Source organism: Acidimicrobiales bacterium, from assembly GCA_025455885.1.
GTDB lineage: Bacteria > Actinomycetota > Acidimicrobiia > Acidimicrobiales > Acidimicrobilacustridaceae > Rhabdothermincola_A.
The window spans coordinates 221757-239942 of the sequence record JALOLR010000001.1 but is presented as its reverse complement, the minus strand read 5'-3'; the positions used below and the strand labels follow the sequence as shown (position 1 = coordinate 239942).

General features: G+C 73.6%; 17 protein-coding genes and 3 tRNA genes. 6 read left to right on the top strand and 14 right to left on the bottom strand.

Annotated features, from left to right (window positions below; genetic code table 11):
- Positions 1–2 precede the first annotated feature (2 nt).
- Positions 3–839: an enoyl-CoA hydratase-related protein gene (locus tag MUE36_01165; protein ID MCU0309538.1), complete on the bottom strand. Its 837-nt coding sequence runs from the start codon at positions 837–839 to the stop codon at positions 3–5.
- On the bottom strand, positions 836–1888 hold the full coding sequence (locus MUE36_01160) for an LLM class F420-dependent oxidoreductase (protein MCU0309537.1): 1053 nt from the start codon (positions 1886–1888) through the stop codon (positions 836–838). Before MUE36_01160 ends, MUE36_01165 begins: the two co-directional genes overlap by 4 nt.
- A gap of 76 nt (positions 1889–1964) precedes the next feature.
- Between MUE36_01160 and nifJ the strand changes: the two genes are divergently transcribed.
- Complete coding sequence (gene nifJ, locus MUE36_01155; protein ID MCU0309536.1) at positions 1965–5666, top strand: pyruvate:ferredoxin (flavodoxin) oxidoreductase; 3702 nt, start codon at positions 1965–1967, stop codon at positions 5664–5666.
- A gap of 28 nt (positions 5667–5694) precedes the next feature.
- On the opposite strand, the gene MUE36_01150 is transcribed toward nifJ, so the two are convergent.
- Both MUE36_01150 and MUE36_01145 read right to left on the bottom strand, forming a co-directional pair.
- Positions 5695–7104, bottom strand: coding sequence for an MFS transporter (locus MUE36_01150; GenBank protein ID MCU0309535.1), 1410 nt, complete (start codon positions 7102–7104; stop codon positions 5695–5697).
- A 45-nt stretch (positions 7105–7149) separates the two neighbouring features.
- Complete coding sequence (locus tag MUE36_01145) at positions 7150–7563, bottom strand: DUF5684 domain-containing protein (protein MCU0309534.1); 414 nt, start codon at positions 7561–7563, stop codon at positions 7150–7152.
- Positions 7564–7692: 129 nt separating this feature from the next.
- Between MUE36_01145 and MUE36_01140 the strand changes: the two genes are divergently transcribed.
- The 3 genes from MUE36_01140 (at position 7693) to MUE36_01130 (ending at position 8057) form a co-directional block, all read left to right on the top strand.
- Positions 7693–7766: transfer RNA gene (locus tag MUE36_01140), tRNA-Arg, on the top strand.
- 62 nt (positions 7767–7828) lie between these two features.
- A tRNA-His gene (locus MUE36_01135) sits at positions 7829–7906 on the top strand.
- Positions 7907–7982: 76 nt separating this feature from the next.
- Positions 7983–8057 (top strand) — tRNA-Lys (locus tag MUE36_01130).
- 90 nt (positions 8058–8147) lie between these two features.
- Here the strand turns inward: MUE36_01130 and MUE36_01125 are convergent.
- Together MUE36_01125 and MUE36_01120 are read right to left on the bottom strand one after the other, a co-directional pair.
- Positions 8148–8561 (bottom strand): PIN domain-containing protein, encoded by a 414-nt coding sequence (locus MUE36_01125; GenBank protein ID MCU0309533.1) that lies wholly within the window; start codon positions 8559–8561, stop codon positions 8148–8150.
- The gene (locus MUE36_01120) at positions 8552–8797 is read right to left on the bottom strand and encodes a type II toxin-antitoxin system PrlF family antitoxin (GenBank protein ID MCU0309532.1); all 246 of its coding nucleotides are present in this window, start codon (positions 8795–8797) and stop codon (positions 8552–8554) included. The genes MUE36_01125 and MUE36_01120 overlap by 10 nt, the downstream gene beginning before the upstream one ends.
- A 126-nt stretch (positions 8798–8923) precedes the next feature.
- Between MUE36_01120 and MUE36_01115 the strand changes: the two genes are divergently transcribed.
- Positions 8924–10072 (top strand): hypothetical protein, encoded by a 1149-nt coding sequence (locus tag MUE36_01115; protein ID MCU0309531.1) that lies wholly within the window; start codon positions 8924–8926, stop codon positions 10070–10072.
- Positions 10073–10085: 13 nt separating this feature from the next.
- On the opposite strand, the gene MUE36_01110 is transcribed toward MUE36_01115, so the two are convergent.
- The 3 genes from MUE36_01110 to MUE36_01100 form a co-directional block, all read right to left on the bottom strand.
- A complete protein-coding gene (locus tag MUE36_01110) occupies positions 10086–10790 on the bottom strand; it encodes a hypothetical protein (protein ID MCU0309530.1) in 705 nt (234 codons plus the stop codon).
- Between the two features lie 4 nt (positions 10791–10794).
- Positions 10795–11079 carry an EthD family reductase gene (locus MUE36_01105; GenBank protein ID MCU0309529.1) on the bottom strand — a complete coding sequence of 95 codons (285 nt, stop codon included), beginning with the start codon at positions 11077–11079 and terminating at the stop codon, positions 10795–10797.
- A 165-nt stretch (positions 11080–11244) separates the two neighbouring features.
- Positions 11245–12240 carry a hypothetical protein gene (locus MUE36_01100; protein MCU0309528.1) on the bottom strand — a complete coding sequence of 332 codons (996 nt, stop codon included), beginning with the start codon at positions 12238–12240 and terminating at the stop codon, positions 11245–11247.
- A gap of 218 nt (positions 12241–12458) precedes the next feature.
- On the opposite strand from MUE36_01100, the gene MUE36_01095 reads away from it, so the two are divergent.
- Positions 12459–14204 carry an EAL domain-containing protein gene (locus MUE36_01095; protein MCU0309527.1) on the top strand — a complete coding sequence of 582 codons (1746 nt, stop codon included), beginning with the start codon at positions 12459–12461 and terminating at the stop codon, positions 14202–14204.
- A 141-nt stretch (positions 14205–14345) separates the two neighbouring features.
- On the opposite strand, the gene MUE36_01090 is transcribed toward MUE36_01095, so the two are convergent.
- From MUE36_01090 to MUE36_01070, 5 genes are all read right to left on the bottom strand, one after another.
- On the bottom strand, positions 14346–14780 hold the full coding sequence (locus MUE36_01090; GenBank protein MCU0309526.1) for an HU family DNA-binding protein: 435 nt from the start codon (positions 14778–14780) through the stop codon (positions 14346–14348).
- A 140-nt stretch (positions 14781–14920) separates the two neighbouring features.
- Positions 14921–15889, bottom strand: a complete 969-nt coding sequence (locus MUE36_01085; protein ID MCU0309525.1) for a zinc-binding dehydrogenase — start codon at positions 15887–15889, stop codon at positions 14921–14923.
- A gap of 10 nt (positions 15890–15899) precedes the next feature.
- Positions 15900–16697, bottom strand: a complete 798-nt coding sequence (locus tag MUE36_01080) for a DUF4395 domain-containing protein (GenBank protein MCU0309524.1) — start codon at positions 16695–16697, stop codon at positions 15900–15902.
- A gap of 58 nt (positions 16698–16755) precedes the next feature.
- On the bottom strand, positions 16756–17592 hold the full coding sequence (locus tag MUE36_01075) for an anti-sigma factor (GenBank protein MCU0309523.1): 837 nt from the start codon (positions 17590–17592) through the stop codon (positions 16756–16758).
- Positions 17589–18167 (bottom strand): sigma-70 family RNA polymerase sigma factor, encoded by a 579-nt coding sequence (locus tag MUE36_01070; protein ID MCU0309522.1) that lies wholly within the window; start codon positions 18165–18167, stop codon positions 17589–17591. Before MUE36_01070 ends, MUE36_01075 begins: the two co-directional genes overlap by 4 nt.
- Positions 18168–18186 lie beyond the last annotated feature (19 nt).

The window sequence follows — 18186 nt, the reverse complement described above, 5'->3', positions numbered from 1 at the left end:
GCTCAGGCCTCGGGCGTCGAGGCCCCCTCGCGGGCCGCCCGCCGGGCGGCGTCGGCGGCGTTGACCCGCTTCATGGTGCCGAGCGGATCGGCCTTGAACGCCTCGACCGAGCGCTGGTGCCCGGCGAGGGCCTGGAACTCCGACCCCGCCCGGATGGCCGAGCGCACCCCCATGATGTCGGCCTGGCGGTGCACGAGGCGCTTGTTGATCTGGGCCAGGTCGGTCTCCACGCCCGCCACCCGCTCGGCGATGTCGAGCACCGCGTCGTCGAGGTCGGCGGCCGGGAAGGCCCGGTTGGCCCACCCGAGGGCCACCGCCTCGGCCCCGGTGAGGTCGTCGCCGAGCAACATGATCTCCATCGCCCGGCGCATGCCCAGCAGGGGCGTGTGGTACTGCCAGTCCGGCGGCGAGGCCACCCGCACGATGGGGTAGCCGATGCGGGCGTCCTCGGCCACGTAGACCAGGTCGCACGCCTGGGCCAGCTCGGTGGCCCCGGCGATGGCGTAGCCGTGCACCTGGGCGATGACCGGCTTGGCCATGTCCCAGAACGCGAACCAGTTCTCCGTGACGTGGCGCGACCAGTTGCCGTCACCGGGCGACGTGTGGAACGGCGGCTCGGCCATCAGGTCGCCACCCAGGTCGTAGCCCGCCGAGAAGCACGGCCCCGACCCCCGCAGCACCGTGACCCGCACCTCGGGGTCGAGGTCGTGGGCGGCCAGCGCGTCGAGCAGCTCGGCGCGCATCGGCGTGGAGATGGCGTTGCGCTTGTCGGGGCGGTTCAGGGTGACCCGGGCCACGAACTGCGCCGGCCGGTCGACCTCGATCAGCTCGTAGGTCACGATCCCACCTCCATCTGGTCGCGGGTGCCGGCCAGCTCGGCGAGCAGGTCGAGACCCTCGGGCTGCTCGGCGCGCACGATGAGCCCGGTCAGCCCGGAACGGGTCCACGGCTCCCAGCGGGCCCGGATGCGCTGCTCGGACCCGATCAGCGCCCCGTCGTCGTGGTACTCGTCGGGCACGGCCGCCACCGCCTCCTCGCGGCGGCCGGCCCGCCACAGCTCCTGGATGCGGGCCGCCTCGTCCGGGAACCCCCGGCGGGCCATGGCCTCACGGTGGTAGTTGTGCGTCTCGCTGCCCATGCCGCCCACGTACATGGCGGTCAGCGGCTTCATGGCGTCGAGGGCGGCCTGCACGTCGTCGGTGAACACCACGCTCACCCCGCCGAACACCTCGAAGCCGTCGGGCCGCTCGCCCCGCCGCGCGAACCCGGCTTCGAGAGCGGGCCCGTACACCTGGGGGCCGTCGAACCCCCACCCCATCGGCAGCATCCCGTCGGCCACCTCCGCGGAGAGCTCGGTGTTGCGGGGCCCGCCGGCGGCCAGCCAGATCTCGATCTCCCCCGCCGGGTGCAGGATCGACTTCAGCGCCTTGCCCTGACCCAGGGTGCGGGGCCCGTCGTAGGGCAACGGGAACTCGGGGCCCTCGTTGGTGAGCGGCTCGCGGGCGATGACCTTGCGCATGATGGCCACGTACTCGCGCAGACGCCGGTTCGGGTTGCCCCACGGCTGGCCGTACCAGCCCTCCACGATCTGCGGGCCCGACACCCCGAGGCCGATGATGACCCGGTCGCCACCGGCGAGGGCGTCGATGGTGAGGGCGTGCATGGCCGTCGCCGCCGGCGTGCGGGCGGCGATCTGCACGACCCCGGTGGCCAGCTTGATGCGGTCGGTGACCGCGGCGAGGTACGCGAGGGGCGACAGGGCGTCGGAGCCGTACGCCTCGGCGGTCCACACCGAGTGGTAGCCGAGCGCCTCGGCACGGCGCACGTCGTCGACGGGCACGTCCATGGTGGCGCCGCGGTAGAGGTCGAGACCGAGGGCGAGCTTCATGGCGGCGAGTCTCGCGCAGCACCCGCGTGACCTTCTCCCCTTCCCGGACCGGCCGCCGCGGCCCATGATGGACCCAGTGACGAGAGCCCACCCGACCACCGAGACGCCCCCCACCGGGCACGGTCGACCCGAGCGCGTCGTGATGGACGGCAACGAGGCCGCCGCCCGCGTGGCCTACGCGCTGTCCGAGGTCGTGGCCATCTACCCGATCACCCCCGCCTCGGCCATGGGCGAGCACGCCGACGCGTGGAGCAACGACGAGCGCCCCAACCACTGGGGGGCGGTGCCCCGGGTGGTGGAGATGCAGAGCGAGGCCGGCGCAGCCGGCACCCTCCACGGGGCGGCCACCACCGGGGCGCTCACCACCACCTTCACCGCCTCCCAGGGCCTGTTGTTGATGCTGCCCAACCTGTTCAAGGTGGCCGGTGAGCTCACCCCCACCGTCATCCACGTCGCGGCCCGCACCGTCGCCACCCACGCCCTGTCCATCTTCGGCGACCACAGCGACGTGATGGCCGCCCGCACCACCGGCATGGCCCTGCTGTGCGCGTCGTCGGTGCAGGAGGCCCACGACTTCGCGGCCGTCGCCCACGGGGCCAGCCTGCGCAGCCGGGTGCCGTTCCTGCACTTCTTCGACGGGTTCCGCACCAGCCACGAGCTCGGCCCCGTCGACCTGCTCGACACCGACGACCTCGACGCGATGCTCGACGACGACGCCCTCGCCGCCCACCGGGCCCGGGGCCTCTCCCCCGACCACCCCGTGCTGCGCGGGTCGGCCCAGAACCCCGACGTGTTCTTCCAGGCCCGCGAGGCCTCCAACCCTTTCCACCGGGCCGTCCCCGACACCGTCGCCGAGCTGTTCGCGGTGCTCGCCGAGCGCACCGGTCGGCGCTACGGCCTCGTCGACTACGAGGGCGCTCCCGACGCCGACCGGGTGATCGTGGTGATGGGCTCGGCCACCGGGGCGGTGAGCGAAGCCGTCGACGCGCTGCGGGCCCGGGGCGAGGACGTCGGCGTGCTCACCGTGCGCCTCTACCGGCCGTTCCCCGCCGACGCCCTCGTCGCCGCCCTCCCGCCGTCGGTCACGTCCGTGGCCGTGCTCGACCGCACCAAGGAGCCCGGCGCGGTGGGCGAGCCGCTCTACACCGACGTCGTGGCCGCCCTCGCCGAGGCCCGGGCCGACGGCCGCCTGGCCGACGTGCCCCGCGTCATCGGCGGGCGCTACGGGTTGTCGTCGAAGGAGTTCACCCCGGCCATGGCCGCCGCGGTGTTCGCCGAGCTCGACGCCGAGCGGCCCCGCAACCACTTCACCGTCGGCATCGTCGACGACGTCTCCCACACCAGCCTGCGCGTCGACCCCACCTTCGACACCGACGCCGCCGACCTGCGCGCCGTGTTCTACGGCCTCGGCAGCGACGGCACCGTGAGCGCCAACAAGACCGCCGCCAAGCTCATCGGGGAGGACACCGACCGCCACGTGCAGGGCTACTTCGTCTACGACTCGAAGAAGTCGGGGTCGGTGACCGTGTCGCACCTCCGGGTCTCCGACCGCCCGATCCGCTCCACGTACCTCATCAGCCGGGCCGGATTCGTGGCCTGCCACCACACCGACCTCCTCGAGCGCCTCGACGTCCTGGCGGTGGCCGAGCCCGGCGCCACCGTGCTGGTCAACGCCCCGTGGGCCCCCGACGAGGTGTGGGACCACCTGCCCGCCGAGGTGCAGGCCGAGGTCGTCGAGCGGGACCTGCGCCTCTGGGTGGTCGACGCCCACCAGGTGGCCCGGCAGGCCGGGCTGCCCGGCCGGGTGAACGCCGTCATGCTCCCGGCGTTCTTCGCCCTCTCCGGGGTGCTCCCCCTCGATCGCGCCCTCGCCGAGCTCAAGGCCGGGTTCGCCAAGGCCTACGGGGGCCGCGGCGGCGACGTGGCCGCCCGCAACGACGCCGCCGTCGACCTCGCCCTCGGCGCCCTCCACGAGGTGCCCGTGCCCGACGCCGTCACCACCACCCGGCACCGCCGGCCCCCGGTACCCGACCACGTCCCCGAGTTCGTCGCCCGCGTCACCGCGGTGATGCTCGCCGGCGAGGGCGACCGCCTCCCGGTGAGCGCCCTGCCCGTCGACGGCACGTTCCCGGTGGGCACCGCCCGCTACGAGCAGCGCCGCCTCGCCCACGAGCTGCCGATGTGGGAGCCCGACCTGTGCGTCGACTGCGGGCGCTGCGTGATGGTCTGCCCCCATGCCGCCATCCGCATGAAGGCCGAGCCGCCCGAGGTGTTCGCGGCGACCCCCGGCGCCGACGCCCTCGACACCAAGCCGTTCCGGGCCCGGGGCCTCGACGGCCACCTCCTCACCATCCAGATCGCCCCCGACGACTGCACCGGGTGCGCGGTGTGCGTCGACGTGTGCCCCGGCCACGCCAAGGACGACCCCGCCCACCGGTCGCTCACCATGGTCGACGCCGAGACGCGCCGCGACCTCGAACGACCCCGGTGGGAGGCGTTCCTCGACCTGCCCGAGCTGCCCCGCACGGCGCTGGCCCACGACACCGTGAAGGGCGCGGCGGTCCTGCGGCCGCTCTTCGAGTTCTCCGGAGCCTGCGCCGGGTGCGGCGAGACGCCCTACCTGCGCCTGCTCACCCAGCTCTTCGGCGACCGGGCGATGGTCGCCAACGCCACCGGGTGCTCGTCGATCTACGGCGGCAACCTGCCCACCACGCCGTGGGCCAGCGACGGGGAGGGCCACGGCCCGGCGTGGGCCAACTCCCTGTTCGAGGACAACGCCGAGTTCGGCCTCGGCCTGCGCGTCGCCGTCGACGCCGCCGCCGACCTGGCCCGCTCCGAGCTGGCCGCCCTCGCCGACGACCTCGACCCCGAGCTCGTCGAGCGGCTCCTGACCGCCGACCAGCACGACGAGACCGGCATCGCCACCCAACGCGCCGCGGTGGCCGAGCTCGCCACCCGCCTCGACGAGCTGCAACGCACCCGGGCGGGCAGCGAGACCGCCCGCCGGGCCCGCATGCTGGCCGGCGTGGCCGAGCACCTCGTGCGGCGCAGCGTCTGGATCGTCGGCGGCGACGGCTGGGCCTACGACATCGGCTCGGGCGGACTCGACCACGTGCTGGCGTCGGGCGCCGACGTCAACGTCCTCGTCCTCGACACCGAGGTGTACTCCAACACCGGCGGGCAGTCCTCCAAGGCCACCCCCCGCGGCGCCGTCGCCAAGTTCGCCACCGGCGGCAAGCCCACCGCCAAGAAGGACCTCGGGCTCGTGGCCATGAGCTACGGCAACGTCTACGTCGCCCAGATCGCCATGGGCGCCAACGACCTCCAGACGGTGAAGGCCCTCACCGAGGCCGAGGCGTGGCCCGGGCCGTCGCTCGTCATCGCCTACTCGACGTGCATCGCCCACGGCATCGACATGTCGACGTCGATGACCCACCAGAAGGACGCCGTGCGCAGCGGGTACTGGCCCCTGTTCCGCTACCACCCCGGGGCGGGCGAGCACGAGCACCCGTTCCGCCTCGACGCCCACGACCCCACCATCGACCTCGCCGAGTTCACCTCCACCGACGGCCGCTTCGCCGGGCTGGCCCGCAGCGACCCGGAGCGCTCACGGCGCCTGCTGGCCCTCGAGGGCGAGGACGTGGCCGAACGCTGGCGGCTCTACCACCAGCTCGCCGAGATGGAGCGCACCGCCCCGGGCGCGGACGCCGAGGACGGCGGCGACCGGGAGGACGGCGACGACGGGGACGGCAGCCCCGTGGAGCTGCCCCACCGCTGATCGGCTGATCGGCCGACCGGCGCGGCGGTCAGGCGTGGGTGGCGAGGCGGTCGGGCACCCGTTCGGCGAGCACCGCGCCCAGGCCCGACACCACGATGGTGAGGCCGAACACCGCCACCAGCCCCGGGCCCTCCGTGCCGGCGACGGCCACCCCGGCGGCCACCAACACCCCGGCCACCCCCGTGCCGAGCGCGGTGCCCAACCCGTCGGAGAGCTGGAGCGACGACGTGGCGGCACCCTCGCGACCCGACTCGGCCGCCGACAGCGCCGACACCGACAGCGGCGAGTAGGCCAGGCCGATGCCCAACCCGGCGACCCCCCAGGCCGCCAGCGACACCGCCACCGGCACACCCGGGAGCATCGCCGCCAGGGTGGCGGCCGCCCCGCCGGCCAGCACCAGCATGCCGACGCGCACCAACCGGCGCGGCCCCACCCGGTACACGTAGCGGTCCTGCACCCACGAACCGGCGGTCCAGACGACCGCCGCGGCGGTGAGGGCCAGGCCGCCCACGACGGCGCTCGCCCCCTTCACCGCGGTCAGGGCCAGCGGCACGAAGGCGTTGCTCGTGAAGAACGCGAACGTCAGCACCCCGCGGGTGGCCACGATGCCGGGCAGACCGGCCCGGGCCCGGGCCGTGCCGGGAGGTGTGAGGGCGAGGAAGGCGGGGACGGCCAGCACCGCGCCCACGACCACCATCGGCACCGCCAACCAGACCGAGCCCGCGCCCAACCCGGCCAGCACCAGCGCGGCGCCCACCGCCACGGCCAGCGCCCGCAGCACCGGCGTCGGCCCGGACGCCGCGGCGGCGCTGGCCGGCAGCGCCCGCACCCCGCCGAGGGCCATGACCCCGATGGCCAGGGTGATCGGTGCCAGGCCGAGGAACACCCACCGCCACCCGAGCGCGTCGCCCACCAACCCCGCCGCCGCCGGGCCGAGCAGCCCCGGCACGACCCACGCCGTGGAGAGCAGGGCGAACATCCGCGGGCGCTCTCGAGGCGGGTAGCCGCGGGCGATGCACACGTAGGCCATGGCCACCATCGCCCCGCCGCCGAGGCCCTGCAGGACCCGCCCCACGACGAGCACCGCCATGCCCGGCGCCAGGCCCCCGACCACCAGCCCGACGAGGAACAGCACCAACCCCACCGTGAACGGCACGGCCGGCACCGTGCGGTCGGCGGCCCGCCCGGCCACCACGAGGCCGACCAGGTTGCCGAGGAAGAAGCCGCTGAACACCCACCCGTACAGCCACAGGTCGCCGAGGTCGGTCTCGACGAGAGGCATCACCGTCGACACGGCCAGCGACTCGAAGGCCACCGCCGTGACCACGGCGATCAGCCCGGCGGTGAGGAGGCGCCGCCCGGGGCGCCACACCCCGGGCGCGACCGTGCCCCCCGCCACGGGGGCGAGGGGCACGTCATCGGGGTGCAGGTCGCTCACCGGCTCAGGGTAGAGCCGCGCCGGCGGCGTGCTGCAGGGCCGGCCTCAGGCGGTCTGGACGACCGGCCCGCGGTACTGGTCGGTGCCGAAGCCCAACAGGATGAAGAAGATGAACGGCAGGAGCCACAGGCCGACGCCGTACCCGGCGCCCTTGCCGAAGCTCTTGGCGATGTCCATGCACAGGATCAGCCACATGATGATGTTCACGAAGGGGATGAAGAAGAGCACGACCCACCACGTGGGCCGGCCGGTGGCCTTCAGGAACGGGATCGTGCCGATCGGGAAGCAGATCAGCCACAGCAGCGCCCAGGCGCCGGGCTGACCGGTCTTGTCGATGGTCTTCCAGATGCCGGCGAGGGCGACGAGGGCGACGACGAGGTAGACGACGAGCAGGACGACGGTCCCCGCGCCACCCCCGTCGGAACTGGTGGAGGTCTCCACCTGGGCCAAGAGGTTCATCGTGTCCTGCTCCCTGGTCGTTGGTTGGGTGCGCGACGCAACGTAGTGCCCGCCGCCCGCGGAGATGAGGATGATCACCCGCGCAGATGGGAAGGGGTCCGACCGGCCGGGCCGTTAGCCTCGCGACGCGCCCCTGTAGCTCAACTGGACAGAGCAGCCGGTTTCTACCCGGCAGGTTCCGGGTTCGACTCCTGGCGGGGGCACACGACGCACGGGACCGGTTTCGTCGGTCGCCGACCCGCCGCCTATGCTGGCCAATCCCATGGTGGCCGTAGCTCAGCTCGGTTAGAGCGCCAGGTTGTGGCCCTGGAGGTCGGGGGTTCAAGTCCCCTCGGTCACCCCACGGTGGTGGTGGCGGCCCGCCCCGGCGGGTGGCCACCGCCCCCACCGCAGCGCCGTACACTCGTCAGTCCCCACACGCGCCTCTAGCTCAATGGCAGAGCAACGGACTCTTAATCCGCAGGTTCTGGGTTCGAATCCCAGGGGGCGTACCAGGTGAACACCAGGCCGGCCCGGGTCCCGCACCCGGGCCGCCGTCGTTGCGGTGACAGCCCGCTCAGCCGACCGTCGCGACGGCGGAAGCGCTAGAGGCGGATCACCGTCGCAGGAAGACCGAGGCGCCGTGCCGACGGCCAGCGGCGGTCGGTGGTGACGAGGCGGTCGGCACCCTCGGCGACGGCGGTGGCGATGACGAGCGCGTCGGGGAGCCGGAACGGACGATGGCGGGCCCGCAGCTCAGCCGCCGTCACCGCGATCTCGACGCGGAGGGGGACGACGACGATCGGGAGGCGGTCGAACAGGTCGAGCACGACCTGCACCGCCTCCGACCCACGCCTCGCCGGGCCGACGAGGCACTCCGCCACCGCCGAGGCAGCCATCGCCAGGCGGTCCCCGTCGCGAACGGCCTCGTCCAGGAACGCCCGGGCGGACCCGTGATGGGCATCATCGCCGTCGAGGAACCCGATGAGCACCCCGGCGTCGAGGTGGGTCAGTCCCACTCGGCACGCAGCTCGTCGAGCTCGTCGCGTCGGTAGGCGCCGGTCATGGTGCCGGCGAACGCCCCGAGGACGTCGTCCTCGCGCTCGAGCACGACGCGACCCGGCCCGTCGGCCCGGGCGACGACCCGCTCGCCGCGCTCGAGACCGGCCGCCCGAAGGGCGGCGGCCGGAATGGTGATCTGGTTCTTGGCGCTGATCCGCGTCGTACCCCGAGGCCGTTTCCTTACTTCTTCCATCGAAGTAAAGATACTGGCGACCGGCAGACCCGTCAACGAGTCGACCGCTCGAGAGCCACACGCCACCGCCGCCCGCATCGGCCCCTTGGCTGCCATCATGTGCACACGCCGACGCCCGGGGGCGACATGAGGTTTCGCGCACACACGACTGGCCGTTGGGGATGGGCCAGCGGGCTCACCGCCGCCGCGTCGCTGACCCTTGCAGCATGCGGGACCCCCGCTTCGACCACGACATCCACCGGCGACAACGACGCCGCAGCCTCACTCGCCGACGCCGTCGCAGCGACGCTGGCCGAACCGACGGGCCGCTCCGTCGTCCAGATCGACCTCGATCTGGCCGCACCGGGTGAGGTCGAGACCATCGGCGCGCCGGTCGAGCTACGGACCGACAGCCGATACGACACCGGAACCGGCCGGGCGGCCCTCAGCCAGTTCATCCGCTTTCCCACTCTCGCGACGCCGCCCCCCACGCCCGACATCGCCATGGGTCCGGCCACGGCCGCCTACCTCGAGAGCCTCAACGGGTTGCTCAGCCCAGACGGAACAGCCACCCGAGCGGTCGTCGATCTCCCCGCCCGGCTGATCTACTCCGAGGCCGCCGGAATGGTCCCGGATTGGCCCAGCGTCTGGATGTCCGCCCCTATGGACGAGTGGGGAAGCAACGTCATCGAACCGCGAGGTCTCGACGACCTCGACGGCGGGCGGGCCTTCGTCGCCTACCTGAACGCCGCAGCCGACGTGGAGAGCAGCGCCGACGGGGACCGCACCCGGTACGACGGCGTCGTCCGGACCGCCGAACTCCCCGACCCGGAGCCCATCAGCTACAGCGAAGGCGAGCGGTGGACCACCCCCGACGTCCCCTTCACCGCATGGGTCGACGCTGCGGGGTACCTCACCCGGGTCGAACTGACGATGGACGGCGTCGACAGCCAGCTCGTCCCATGGGACACCTCCGCCACCATCGACGGCCAACCGCCGCGCACTGTGGGAACCGTGCAGATCTCCGTGGAGCTGAGCGAGCTCGGCCAGCCCGTGGCCATCGAGCTCCCCCCGGCCGACCAGGTCACATCCCTGGACGCGTGGGCTGCCGACCCGAGCGCGGGGCTGCCGCCCGACGTCCGTGCCGAGCTCTGCGCGGGTTGGGATCCTTCGGCGATCGGAAAAGCACCACCGGCCGATCCCCCGGACGGCGGGCCCGACACCCTGCCCCTCGACGATGCGAACCCCCACTCGTTCGCTGCGATGTGCGGCGACCTGGCAGCCACCCCGGGCTGAGCACCCGCGGTGCTCAGCCGACCGTCGCGGGGAGGTCGGAGGTGCGGAGCGACTCGGCCCAGGGGTAGCGCATCGGGTCGATGAGCAGGTACGGGGCGTCGAGCACCACGGCGGCGGTGTGGGGCACGGCCTCGCGGATGGCGACGGCCCGCCCGCCGGGGTCGTCCTCGACGAACACCAGGTCGAGGAACAGGCCCGGGCGCCGACGCGACGCCATCGTCCACGTGCCGGTCACACCGTCGAGCTCGGCGAGACGCGCCGCCCGCCCGTCGGGCTCACGACGTTGGATCACGATCACCCCGGTGTGACCCACGAACGGCACGTCGGCGGCGTCGAGCTGCAGGCCCGGACGACCGAACGCCTCGGTGCCCGCGAACACGTCGCCCTCGCGCACCGCCTTCTTGTCGGCGGGGAACGTCATCCTCCCCGTCTCGTAGAGGTTCGGCAGCGTGACGCTCATGTCGTCGAACGCCACCTGGGGGTCACCGCTCACCACGTAGGTCGTGAGGAACGTGGCCCGACCGCCGGCGAAGGGCGAGCCCTCCTCGCAGAGGCGCACGGCGTGCAGGTCGGGCGTCGCCACGTACCGACGGCTGAGCATGATGCCCTCGAGGCTCACGTTCATCGGCGTGTGCTCGAGGTCGTACCAGCGGTTCCACGCCTCGATGGCGTCGGCATCGCAGTCGAGCGCCGCGAACACGATCCCCGAGGGCTTCACGACGTCAGACGATCTCGCTGGTCTGGGTCACCGGGGTGATGGTGGTGTAGTTCGCCACGTCGGCCATCACCGCGCCGGTCCCCTCGGCCCCCAACGCCGCGCCCAGCGCGTCCATCGACTCGAACGTGAAGTGCACGACCGCCTCGTAGGGGCCGTCGATCCCCTTGTCGATCTCGGCGCCGTCGAGGCCCCAGGTGCTGACCGCCAGCGGGACGTGGCTGTTGGCGTAGTAGTCGTGGTCGAAGGTGGCGCCCTCGGTCTTCGGGTACAGCACGCTGAAGCGGATCATGGTTCGTCGGTCTCCTGGCACTACGGGTCGGGTGTGGGTCGGCCCGTGGGTCGCGGATCGACGACGTCGACCCCCCACGGCGCCGCGAACCGTACCCGGAGCACGGCGGACGGCCCGACGGATCCTCGGCGCACCACGACGCCGGCCGTGTCGCAGACCCGGGTGTCAGCCGCCGCTCGACGCGCCGGGGTCGCGATCGCGCAACGCGCGCAACGCCGCCCACTGCTGGGGTGAGGACGTGGCCCAGTCGTAGAGGCTGGCCCCGAGGATGCCGTCGCGCGCCTCGATGGCCTGGCGCATGCCGTCCACCTGCTCGACGGTGGCTCCGTCGGCGATGCCGCCGATGACGTGGAGGGGCAGGTCGGGGTCGCCGGCGGCGGCACGGATCCGGTCGATGTTCTCGCCCACGTAGCGGTTGCCGTCTCGCCACTCAGGTAGGCGGATCGACCAGTAGGCCATCGGCAGGAGCAGGTCGTAGGTCTCGGCCACCTCCGCCCACGGGAAGTCCGGCCAGAAGGCGGGGTTCACCTCCTGGAGGTGCACCGCCGAGAGCGTGATGGCGCCGATGGTCCGGTCGGGGATCGCGGATCGAAGCGCCGCACCGAGCTCGAGGAGCCGGGCATTGCGCGTCACGGGGTCCTCGACGGCCCTCGACTCGATGTCGACCGCCAGCCCGTCGACGTCGAGCTCGGCCGACGCCAGCAGGCGCTCGAGGTCGGTGTCCACGTCGACCAGCGTCGGCAGGTACCAGGCCACCACCGAGAGGCCGCTCTCGTGGGCCGCGTCGATGAGGCCCTCCAGCCGGTCGGGTTCGAGCACGACCTGGTCGGGCGCACCCTGGTGCGAGGTCTGGAGGTACACGGTCTCGATCCCCAGGTCGGCCATCGAGGCGAAGTCGTCCTCGCCGACCGCGGGGGTCTCCCCGCCCAGCGCGTTCGACCAGTCGAAGGCGTCGACCCAGACGCCCAACCGCTGGTGGGGTTCGAGCGTCCAGGGTGCGGCGACGGACCCCGCCGGTCCCGAGTCACGATCGAGTGCCCACCCCGCGCCGGTGACGACGACCGCGACGACGACCAGCCCGGCCAGCACCAGCCACGCCCGGCGCGCCGGCCGCCCGGGCGCCGCGGCGCCGGTCTCGGCGATGGGGGTCGTCGGAGCCACGTGACCTCCTTAGCCCAGATCGGGTCGGCCCCGGTGGCGCGCCGTCGCCAGCGAGTGGCGCCGCCGACCCGCGAGGCGGGGAGGAGGCCGTCGGTCGCGGGCGACACGGACCGCGTCGCACCGGCGCCGTCCCCCTCCGCCACCCGACCCCTCACTACGCTTCGTGGTCGCCGGACGCGACCGCCCGGCGTCGCCCGATCGAGCGGAGACCGCCTCCCGTGCCGCACCCCAGCCCACCCGGTGCCAGCACCGACGAACGCGCCGGACGCCACGAGGAGCGGCTGCGCGCCGCCGAGGAGGCGGTGGCCACCAGCGAGGCCCGGTTCCGGCGGGCGTTCGACGAGTCGCCGATCGGCATGAGCATGTCGTCGGCCGACGGCCGGCTCCTCTGGGTCAACACCGCGTTCTGCGAGCTGCTCGGGAGGAGCTGGGCCGAGGTGGTCGGGCGGCGTCTCGACGACTTCACCGACCGCGACGACCTCGACATGGCGGCGCGGATCCGGGCCCAGCTCATCGCCGGCGAGACCACCCGATCGGAGTGCGAGCTGCGCCACGTCCGCCCCGACGGGTCGACGGTGCTCGTCCGGCTCTCGATGTCGGTGCTCTCCGACCCCGCCCACGCCGAACCACCCCTCGTGCTCGGCCAGGTCCTCGACATCACCGAGGCCCGCGAGATCGAGGCCCGCCTGGCCTACCTCGCCAGCCACGACGTCCTCACCGGCCTCCCCAACCGCCTGCTGCTCCTCGACCGCCTCGCCCAGGCCATGCACCGCCGTGACCGCAGCGGTGGCGAGGTGGCGGTGCTGTTCCTCGACCTCGACGACTTCAAGATCGTCAACGACGCCCTCGGCCACGCCGCCGGCGACGAGTTCCTCGTCGAGGCCGGGCAACGCCTGCGAGAGTGCGTGCGCCCCACCGACACCGTGGCCCGCCTCGGCGGCGACGAGTTCGTGATGGTGTGCGAGGTCGCCTCGATGGACCACGTGGCCCCCCTGTGCGAGCGGGTCGCCGACGTGTTGGCCCTGCCCTACGAGGTGGACGGCAAGTCGCTCACCATGAGCGCCAGCATCGGTGTCGTGGTCGGCGACGCCCTCCACGAGCCCGCCGAGCTGCTTCGCGACGCCGACGTGGCCATGTACCGCTCCAAGGCCGACGGACGCGGCCGGGCCACGCTCTTCACCGCCCGGCTCCGCGCCGAGGCCGTCGAGCGCCTCGAACAGGAGGCCGACCTGCGGGTGGCCCTGCGCGAAGGCCAGCTCGAGGTCCACTACCAGCCTGTGGTGTCGTGCACCGATGGCCGCGTCCACGGCGTCGAGGCGCTGGTCCGCTGGCGCCACCCCGAGCGGGGCCTGCTGCTCCCTGCCCAGTTCCTCCCGGCCGCCGAGCGCAGCGGGCTGATCGCCGAGGTGGGCACCCACGTGCTCGCCCGGGCCTGCATCCAGCTGGCCGCCTGGCAACGGACCGGATCCGACCTCCGGGTGAGCATCAACATGTCGCCCCGCCAGCTCCTCGACGGGGCGGTGGTCGACATCGTGCTCGAGGCGTGCCGGGCCGCCGGGGCCCGTCCGCAGGGGTTGATCGTCGAGCTCACCGAGAACGCCCTCATCGAGACCCTGGGCAACGCCGGCGACCGTCTGCGCCGCCTCCGCGAGACGGGCGTCGGGGTGGCCCTCGACGACTTCGGCACCGGCTACAGCTCGCTGCAGTACCTGCGCGACCTGCCCGTCGACCTGGTCAAGATCGACCGGACCTTCGTTCGGGGGCTGGGTCGCGACGACGACGGCGCCCTCGCCGAGGCCATCGTCGGGCTCGGCGGCGCCCTCGACCTGACCACGGTCGCCGAGGGCGTCGAGACCGCGGAGCAGCTCCGCAGGGTGCGGGCGATGGGTTGCGACCTCGTCCAGGGCTACCTGCTCGGGCGGCCCGTGCCGTCGGACGAGCTCGACCTCACGTCGCGCTGGTAACCCCCGTCCGGACATCGCAAGCCACGGCGGGCGCCCCACTGCCCGGCGGTCCGACAGGGCGCGTCGCGTCGGCGCCAGAGAACGGCCGTGGAGGAGTCGTCGGCACGCGGCCGGTGCGGGCTCGACCGCGTGCCGACGACGTCAGCGCTTCTTGGCCGGAGCCTTCTTCGCGGCGGTCTTCTTCGCGGGCGCCTTCTTGGCGGCGGTCTTCTTGGCCGGAGCCTTCTTCGCGGGCGCCTTCTTGGCCGGCGCCTTCTTGGCCGGCGCCTTCTTGGCCGGCGCCTTCTTGGCCGGGCGCTTGCCCTCGTTCACGGTGTCCTTGAACGCCTTGAGCGGGGTGATGCGCACCGCCGTCTTGGCCGGGACCTTCACCGGCGCACCGGTCTGGGGGTTGCGGCCCATGCGGGCGGCCCGCTTGACGGGCGTGAACTTCGCGAAGCCGGTCAGGGCGACCTCCTGGCCGCTGGCCACGATGTCGGTGATGGTGCTCAGCGCTTCGGTCAGGATGCCCTCGACCTCCGCTCGGCTCTTGCCGACCTGCTCGGCGACCGTGGCGGCCAGATCTCGTCGGTTCACAGATGCTCCTTGTGGGTGTTGCGCCTCGGTCGAGGACACTGCGGGTGAACCCCTCCAGCATGACGCAGATTCGCCCCGGAGCCCGAACAACCGCCCGGCCACCGACCCGGGCGCACCCGGACCGGCGTCCCTGAGCCGGCTCAGGGAGTGAGCACCAGCTTGCCGAACACGTCGCCCTCGGCCATCAGGGCGAACGCATCCCGCGCCTCGGCGAGGGGTCGCACGGAGTCGACGAGGGGCCGGACGCCGACGGCCTCGCAGAACCGCACGAGCCGCACGAGCTCGTCTCGGGTCCCCATCGTGGAACCGATCACCGAACGCTGGAGGAAGAACACCTGGGCGAGGTCGGCGCTCGGGTCGTTGCCGCTCGTCGCGCCGGCCACCACGAGCACCCCGCCGGGGCGCAGGGAGCGCTGCGAGTGGCTCCACGTCGCCGCGCCCACCGTCTCCATGACGGCGTCGACCTTCTCGGGCAGGCGCTCGCCGCTGTCGAAGACGGCGTGGGCGCCGATGGCGAGGGCGTGCTCACGCCGGTCGGCCCGGCGCCCCGTCGCCCACACCCGCAGTCCCGCCGCCCTCGCCAACAGGATGAGCGCGGTGGCCACTCCCCCGCCGGCCCCCTGCACCAGCACGGTGTCGCCGGGGCGCAGGCCACCCCGGGTGAACAGCATCCGGTAGGCGGTCAGGTACGCGGTCGGCAGGCACGCCGCCTCCTCCCAGCTCAGCCCGGCCGGCTTGGGGACGAGGTTGCGGCGGGGCACCGCCACCCGCTCGGCCAGCGTGCCCGGGTGGCGCTCGGACAACAGGCTGCGGCGCGGGTCGAGGGTCTCGTCGCCGCCGCCGGCGTCGGGGTCGCCGATCACGGCGTGCACCACGACCTCGTTGCCGTCGGGGTCGCGCCCGGCACCGTCGCAGCCGAGCACCATCGGGAGCTGCGCCTCGGTGAGGCCGACCCCCTTCAGGCTCCACAGGTCGTGGTGGTTCACGGCGACGGCCTCGAGCTCGACGAGCACCCACCCGTCGGGCACCTCGGGCTCGGGACGCGGCCCCACCTCGAGGGCGGAGAGCGGATCGTCCGGGTCGAACCGGGCGGCGGTGACGGCGAGCACGACGGCGGGCTCAGCTCGGGGCGGGGGCGGCGGCGACGAGGTCGGCCAGCTCGGCGCGCACCCCGTCGGCGCCCGTCACCCGCGCGACCACCCGGCCACCGGGCTCGGCGCGCAGGACCGTCGGTGCCCGGCGCACGCGGTAGCGGGCGGCGAGGCCGGGATCGGCGGCGACGTCGACGACGTGCACCACCGCGTCGGGGCGGGCCGCCTCGATGGTGGCCACCACACCGGGGCACACCGCGCAGTACTCGGTGGTGAACACCACCCAGCTCTCGCGGTCGGCGACGAGGCCGGCGGGCAACGCCGGGTGCCCGCCGTGGGCGCCGTGGTCGGGATGGGCGCCCCCGTCGTCGGTGCGGTCGACGGTGACGATCCGGACGCCGCCCCGGAGGCGGACGTACCAGACGTACATCTCGCACCCGACGCACAGCCCGGTGATCGCCGCGAGAGCGGCGAGGGCGGCCACCACGAGGGCCAGGGCCCACCCGAGCGTGGAGGCGCCGAACGCCAGGGCCAGGGTGGCGGCCCCGAGGAACACCACCCCCACGGCGGCCGCGAAGCGCGGCGGCCGGGGGTCTTCGAGGTGGGCGGGCGGTGCGAGCCGGGGCTTCACGACCGCCTGGTAGAACCGCAGCACCGGCCCGTAGCGGGGACCGAAGGCGGCGCCCAGGAACAACACCACGGCGAAGAGGGGCACCACCCACGCCTGGCCGGTGGCGGCGGCGAGGACGAGCGCCACGGCGAGCACGGCCTGGTTGGTGCGGGGGCCCCGGGGGTCGATCGGGGCGGGAGTGGAGGAGGCGGACATGCCCGCAGCCTAATCCCGACCTATCCGATCGACAATCTCCCCGGCGGGGTGGTCGGCGTCAGACCGTCCCGAGAGCCACCGGGTCGTTCGAGGACTGGGGCACCCCGCCCGGGTCCTCCTCGGTGAGGGCGTAGGTGGTGAAGCCCACCCCGCCCGTCGAGATGGCCGAGACGGTGGGGGCGCTGCCCAGCACGCCGAGGGAGATCACCCGGTCGCCCTGGATGCCCCACAGCTGGTAGGTGCGATCGTCGAGGAGCGGCGGCAGGTCGGTGCCGAGCACGAACCCGGCCCCGTCACCGAGCACCACGACGGTGGCCTTGGCGTCGCCGCCCGCCGGCGGGGTGAGGGCGACCTTGGTGGCGGCCGGGTCGGCCATGGCCTGGCCGGCGGCGCGCTGCATGTCGACCGAGGCCACCTCGCGACCGATCTCGTCGATGCGGTCCTCCTGGCGGGCCACCACGATGCCGAGCACCAGGATCACCGCGGCGGCCACGCTCACCGCACCGACGAGGACCTGGGTGACCCGACGACGCGACGACAGCGAGACCACCTCGGCGCCCCGTCGGTCGGCGGCCGGCACCGGCGCAGCCGGGGCCGCAGCCGCAGAACCGTGGGCCTGGCGGGCCACGTCGAGGTCGGCGACGGTGAGGCGCATCTCGGGCGGACGCTCCTCGAGCGCTCCGGCGATGCGGTCCCAGAGCCCGTCGGGCGCAGCGGCACCGCCACCGGCCATCCACGAGGCCACCTCGAGGTGACCGGCCAGCTCGGCCCGACAGCGCGGGCAGTCGAGGAGGTGGCGTTCGACGACGCGCCGCTCGTCGGGATCGACGGCGTCGAGGGCGTAGGCGCCCAGCAGCTCCTCGATCTCCGGCACCGAGAGGTCGAGATCGCTCATCGCAGCACCTCCACGTCAGACGCATCGAGCAGGCCCCGCATCTTCTTGAGGCCCGTCCGGATCCGGCTCTTCACCGTACCCTCGGGCTCGCCGAGGATGGCCGCGACCTCGCGGTAGGTGTGACCCCCGAGGTAGGCGAGCTGGATGGCCCGGCGCTCGTTGTCGTGGAGCTGGGCCATGGCCACCTTCACCCGCTCGGCCTCGGCGAGGTCGAGCACCTCGTGCTCGAGGTCGTAGCCGGCTTCGGCGGTGCGCTGCGCGTCGCGCTCCTCACGGCGGCGGCGGGCCCCTTCGGAGCGCAACAGGTCGACGGACCGGCCGTGGCTCTGCGCCAGGAGGTAGGAGCGGAGAGCCCCTCGTTCGGGGTCGAACTTGTCGGGGGCGTTCCAGAGGCGCAGGAACACCTCCTGGACGACCTCTTCGGCCAGGGCGGCGTCGTTGAGCAACCGCCGGGCCAGGGCGAACACCGCACCGGCGTGACGTCGGTAGGCCTCGGCGAGGGCGCGCTCGTCGAACCGGCTGATGGCGATGACGAGGACGGCGTCGCTGGCGTTGGGGAGGTCGGAGGGCGTCATGGATCTGCCGGTGTTCGGA

Coding starts and splice junctions, on each gene's coding strand:
- MUE36_01120 (MCU0309532.1), bottom strand. CDS start 8,797: ATGGAAGAAGTAAGGAAACGGCCTCGGGGTACGACGCGGATCAGCGCC.
- MUE36_01115 (MCU0309531.1), top strand. CDS start 8,924: ATGAGGTTTCGCGCACACACGACTGGCCGTTGGGGATGGGCCAGCGGG.
- MUE36_01145 (MCU0309534.1), bottom strand. CDS start 7,563: ATGAACCTCTTGGCCCAGGTGGAGACCTCCACCAGTTCCGACGGGGGT.
- MUE36_01160 (MCU0309537.1), bottom strand. CDS start 1,888: ATGAAGCTCGCCCTCGGTCTCGACCTCTACCGCGGCGCCACCATGGAC.
- MUE36_01070 (MCU0309522.1), bottom strand. CDS start 18,167: ATGACGCCCTCCGACCTCCCCAACGCCAGCGACGCCGTCCTCGTCATC.
- MUE36_01105 (MCU0309529.1), bottom strand. CDS start 11,079: ATGATCCGCTTCAGCGTGCTGTACCCGAAGACCGAGGGCGCCACCTTC.
- MUE36_01075 (MCU0309523.1), bottom strand. CDS start 17,592: ATGAGCGATCTCGACCTCTCGGTGCCGGAGATCGAGGAGCTGCTGGGC.
- MUE36_01080 (MCU0309524.1), bottom strand. CDS start 16,697: ATGTCCGCCTCCTCCACTCCCGCCCCGATCGACCCCCGGGGCCCCCGC.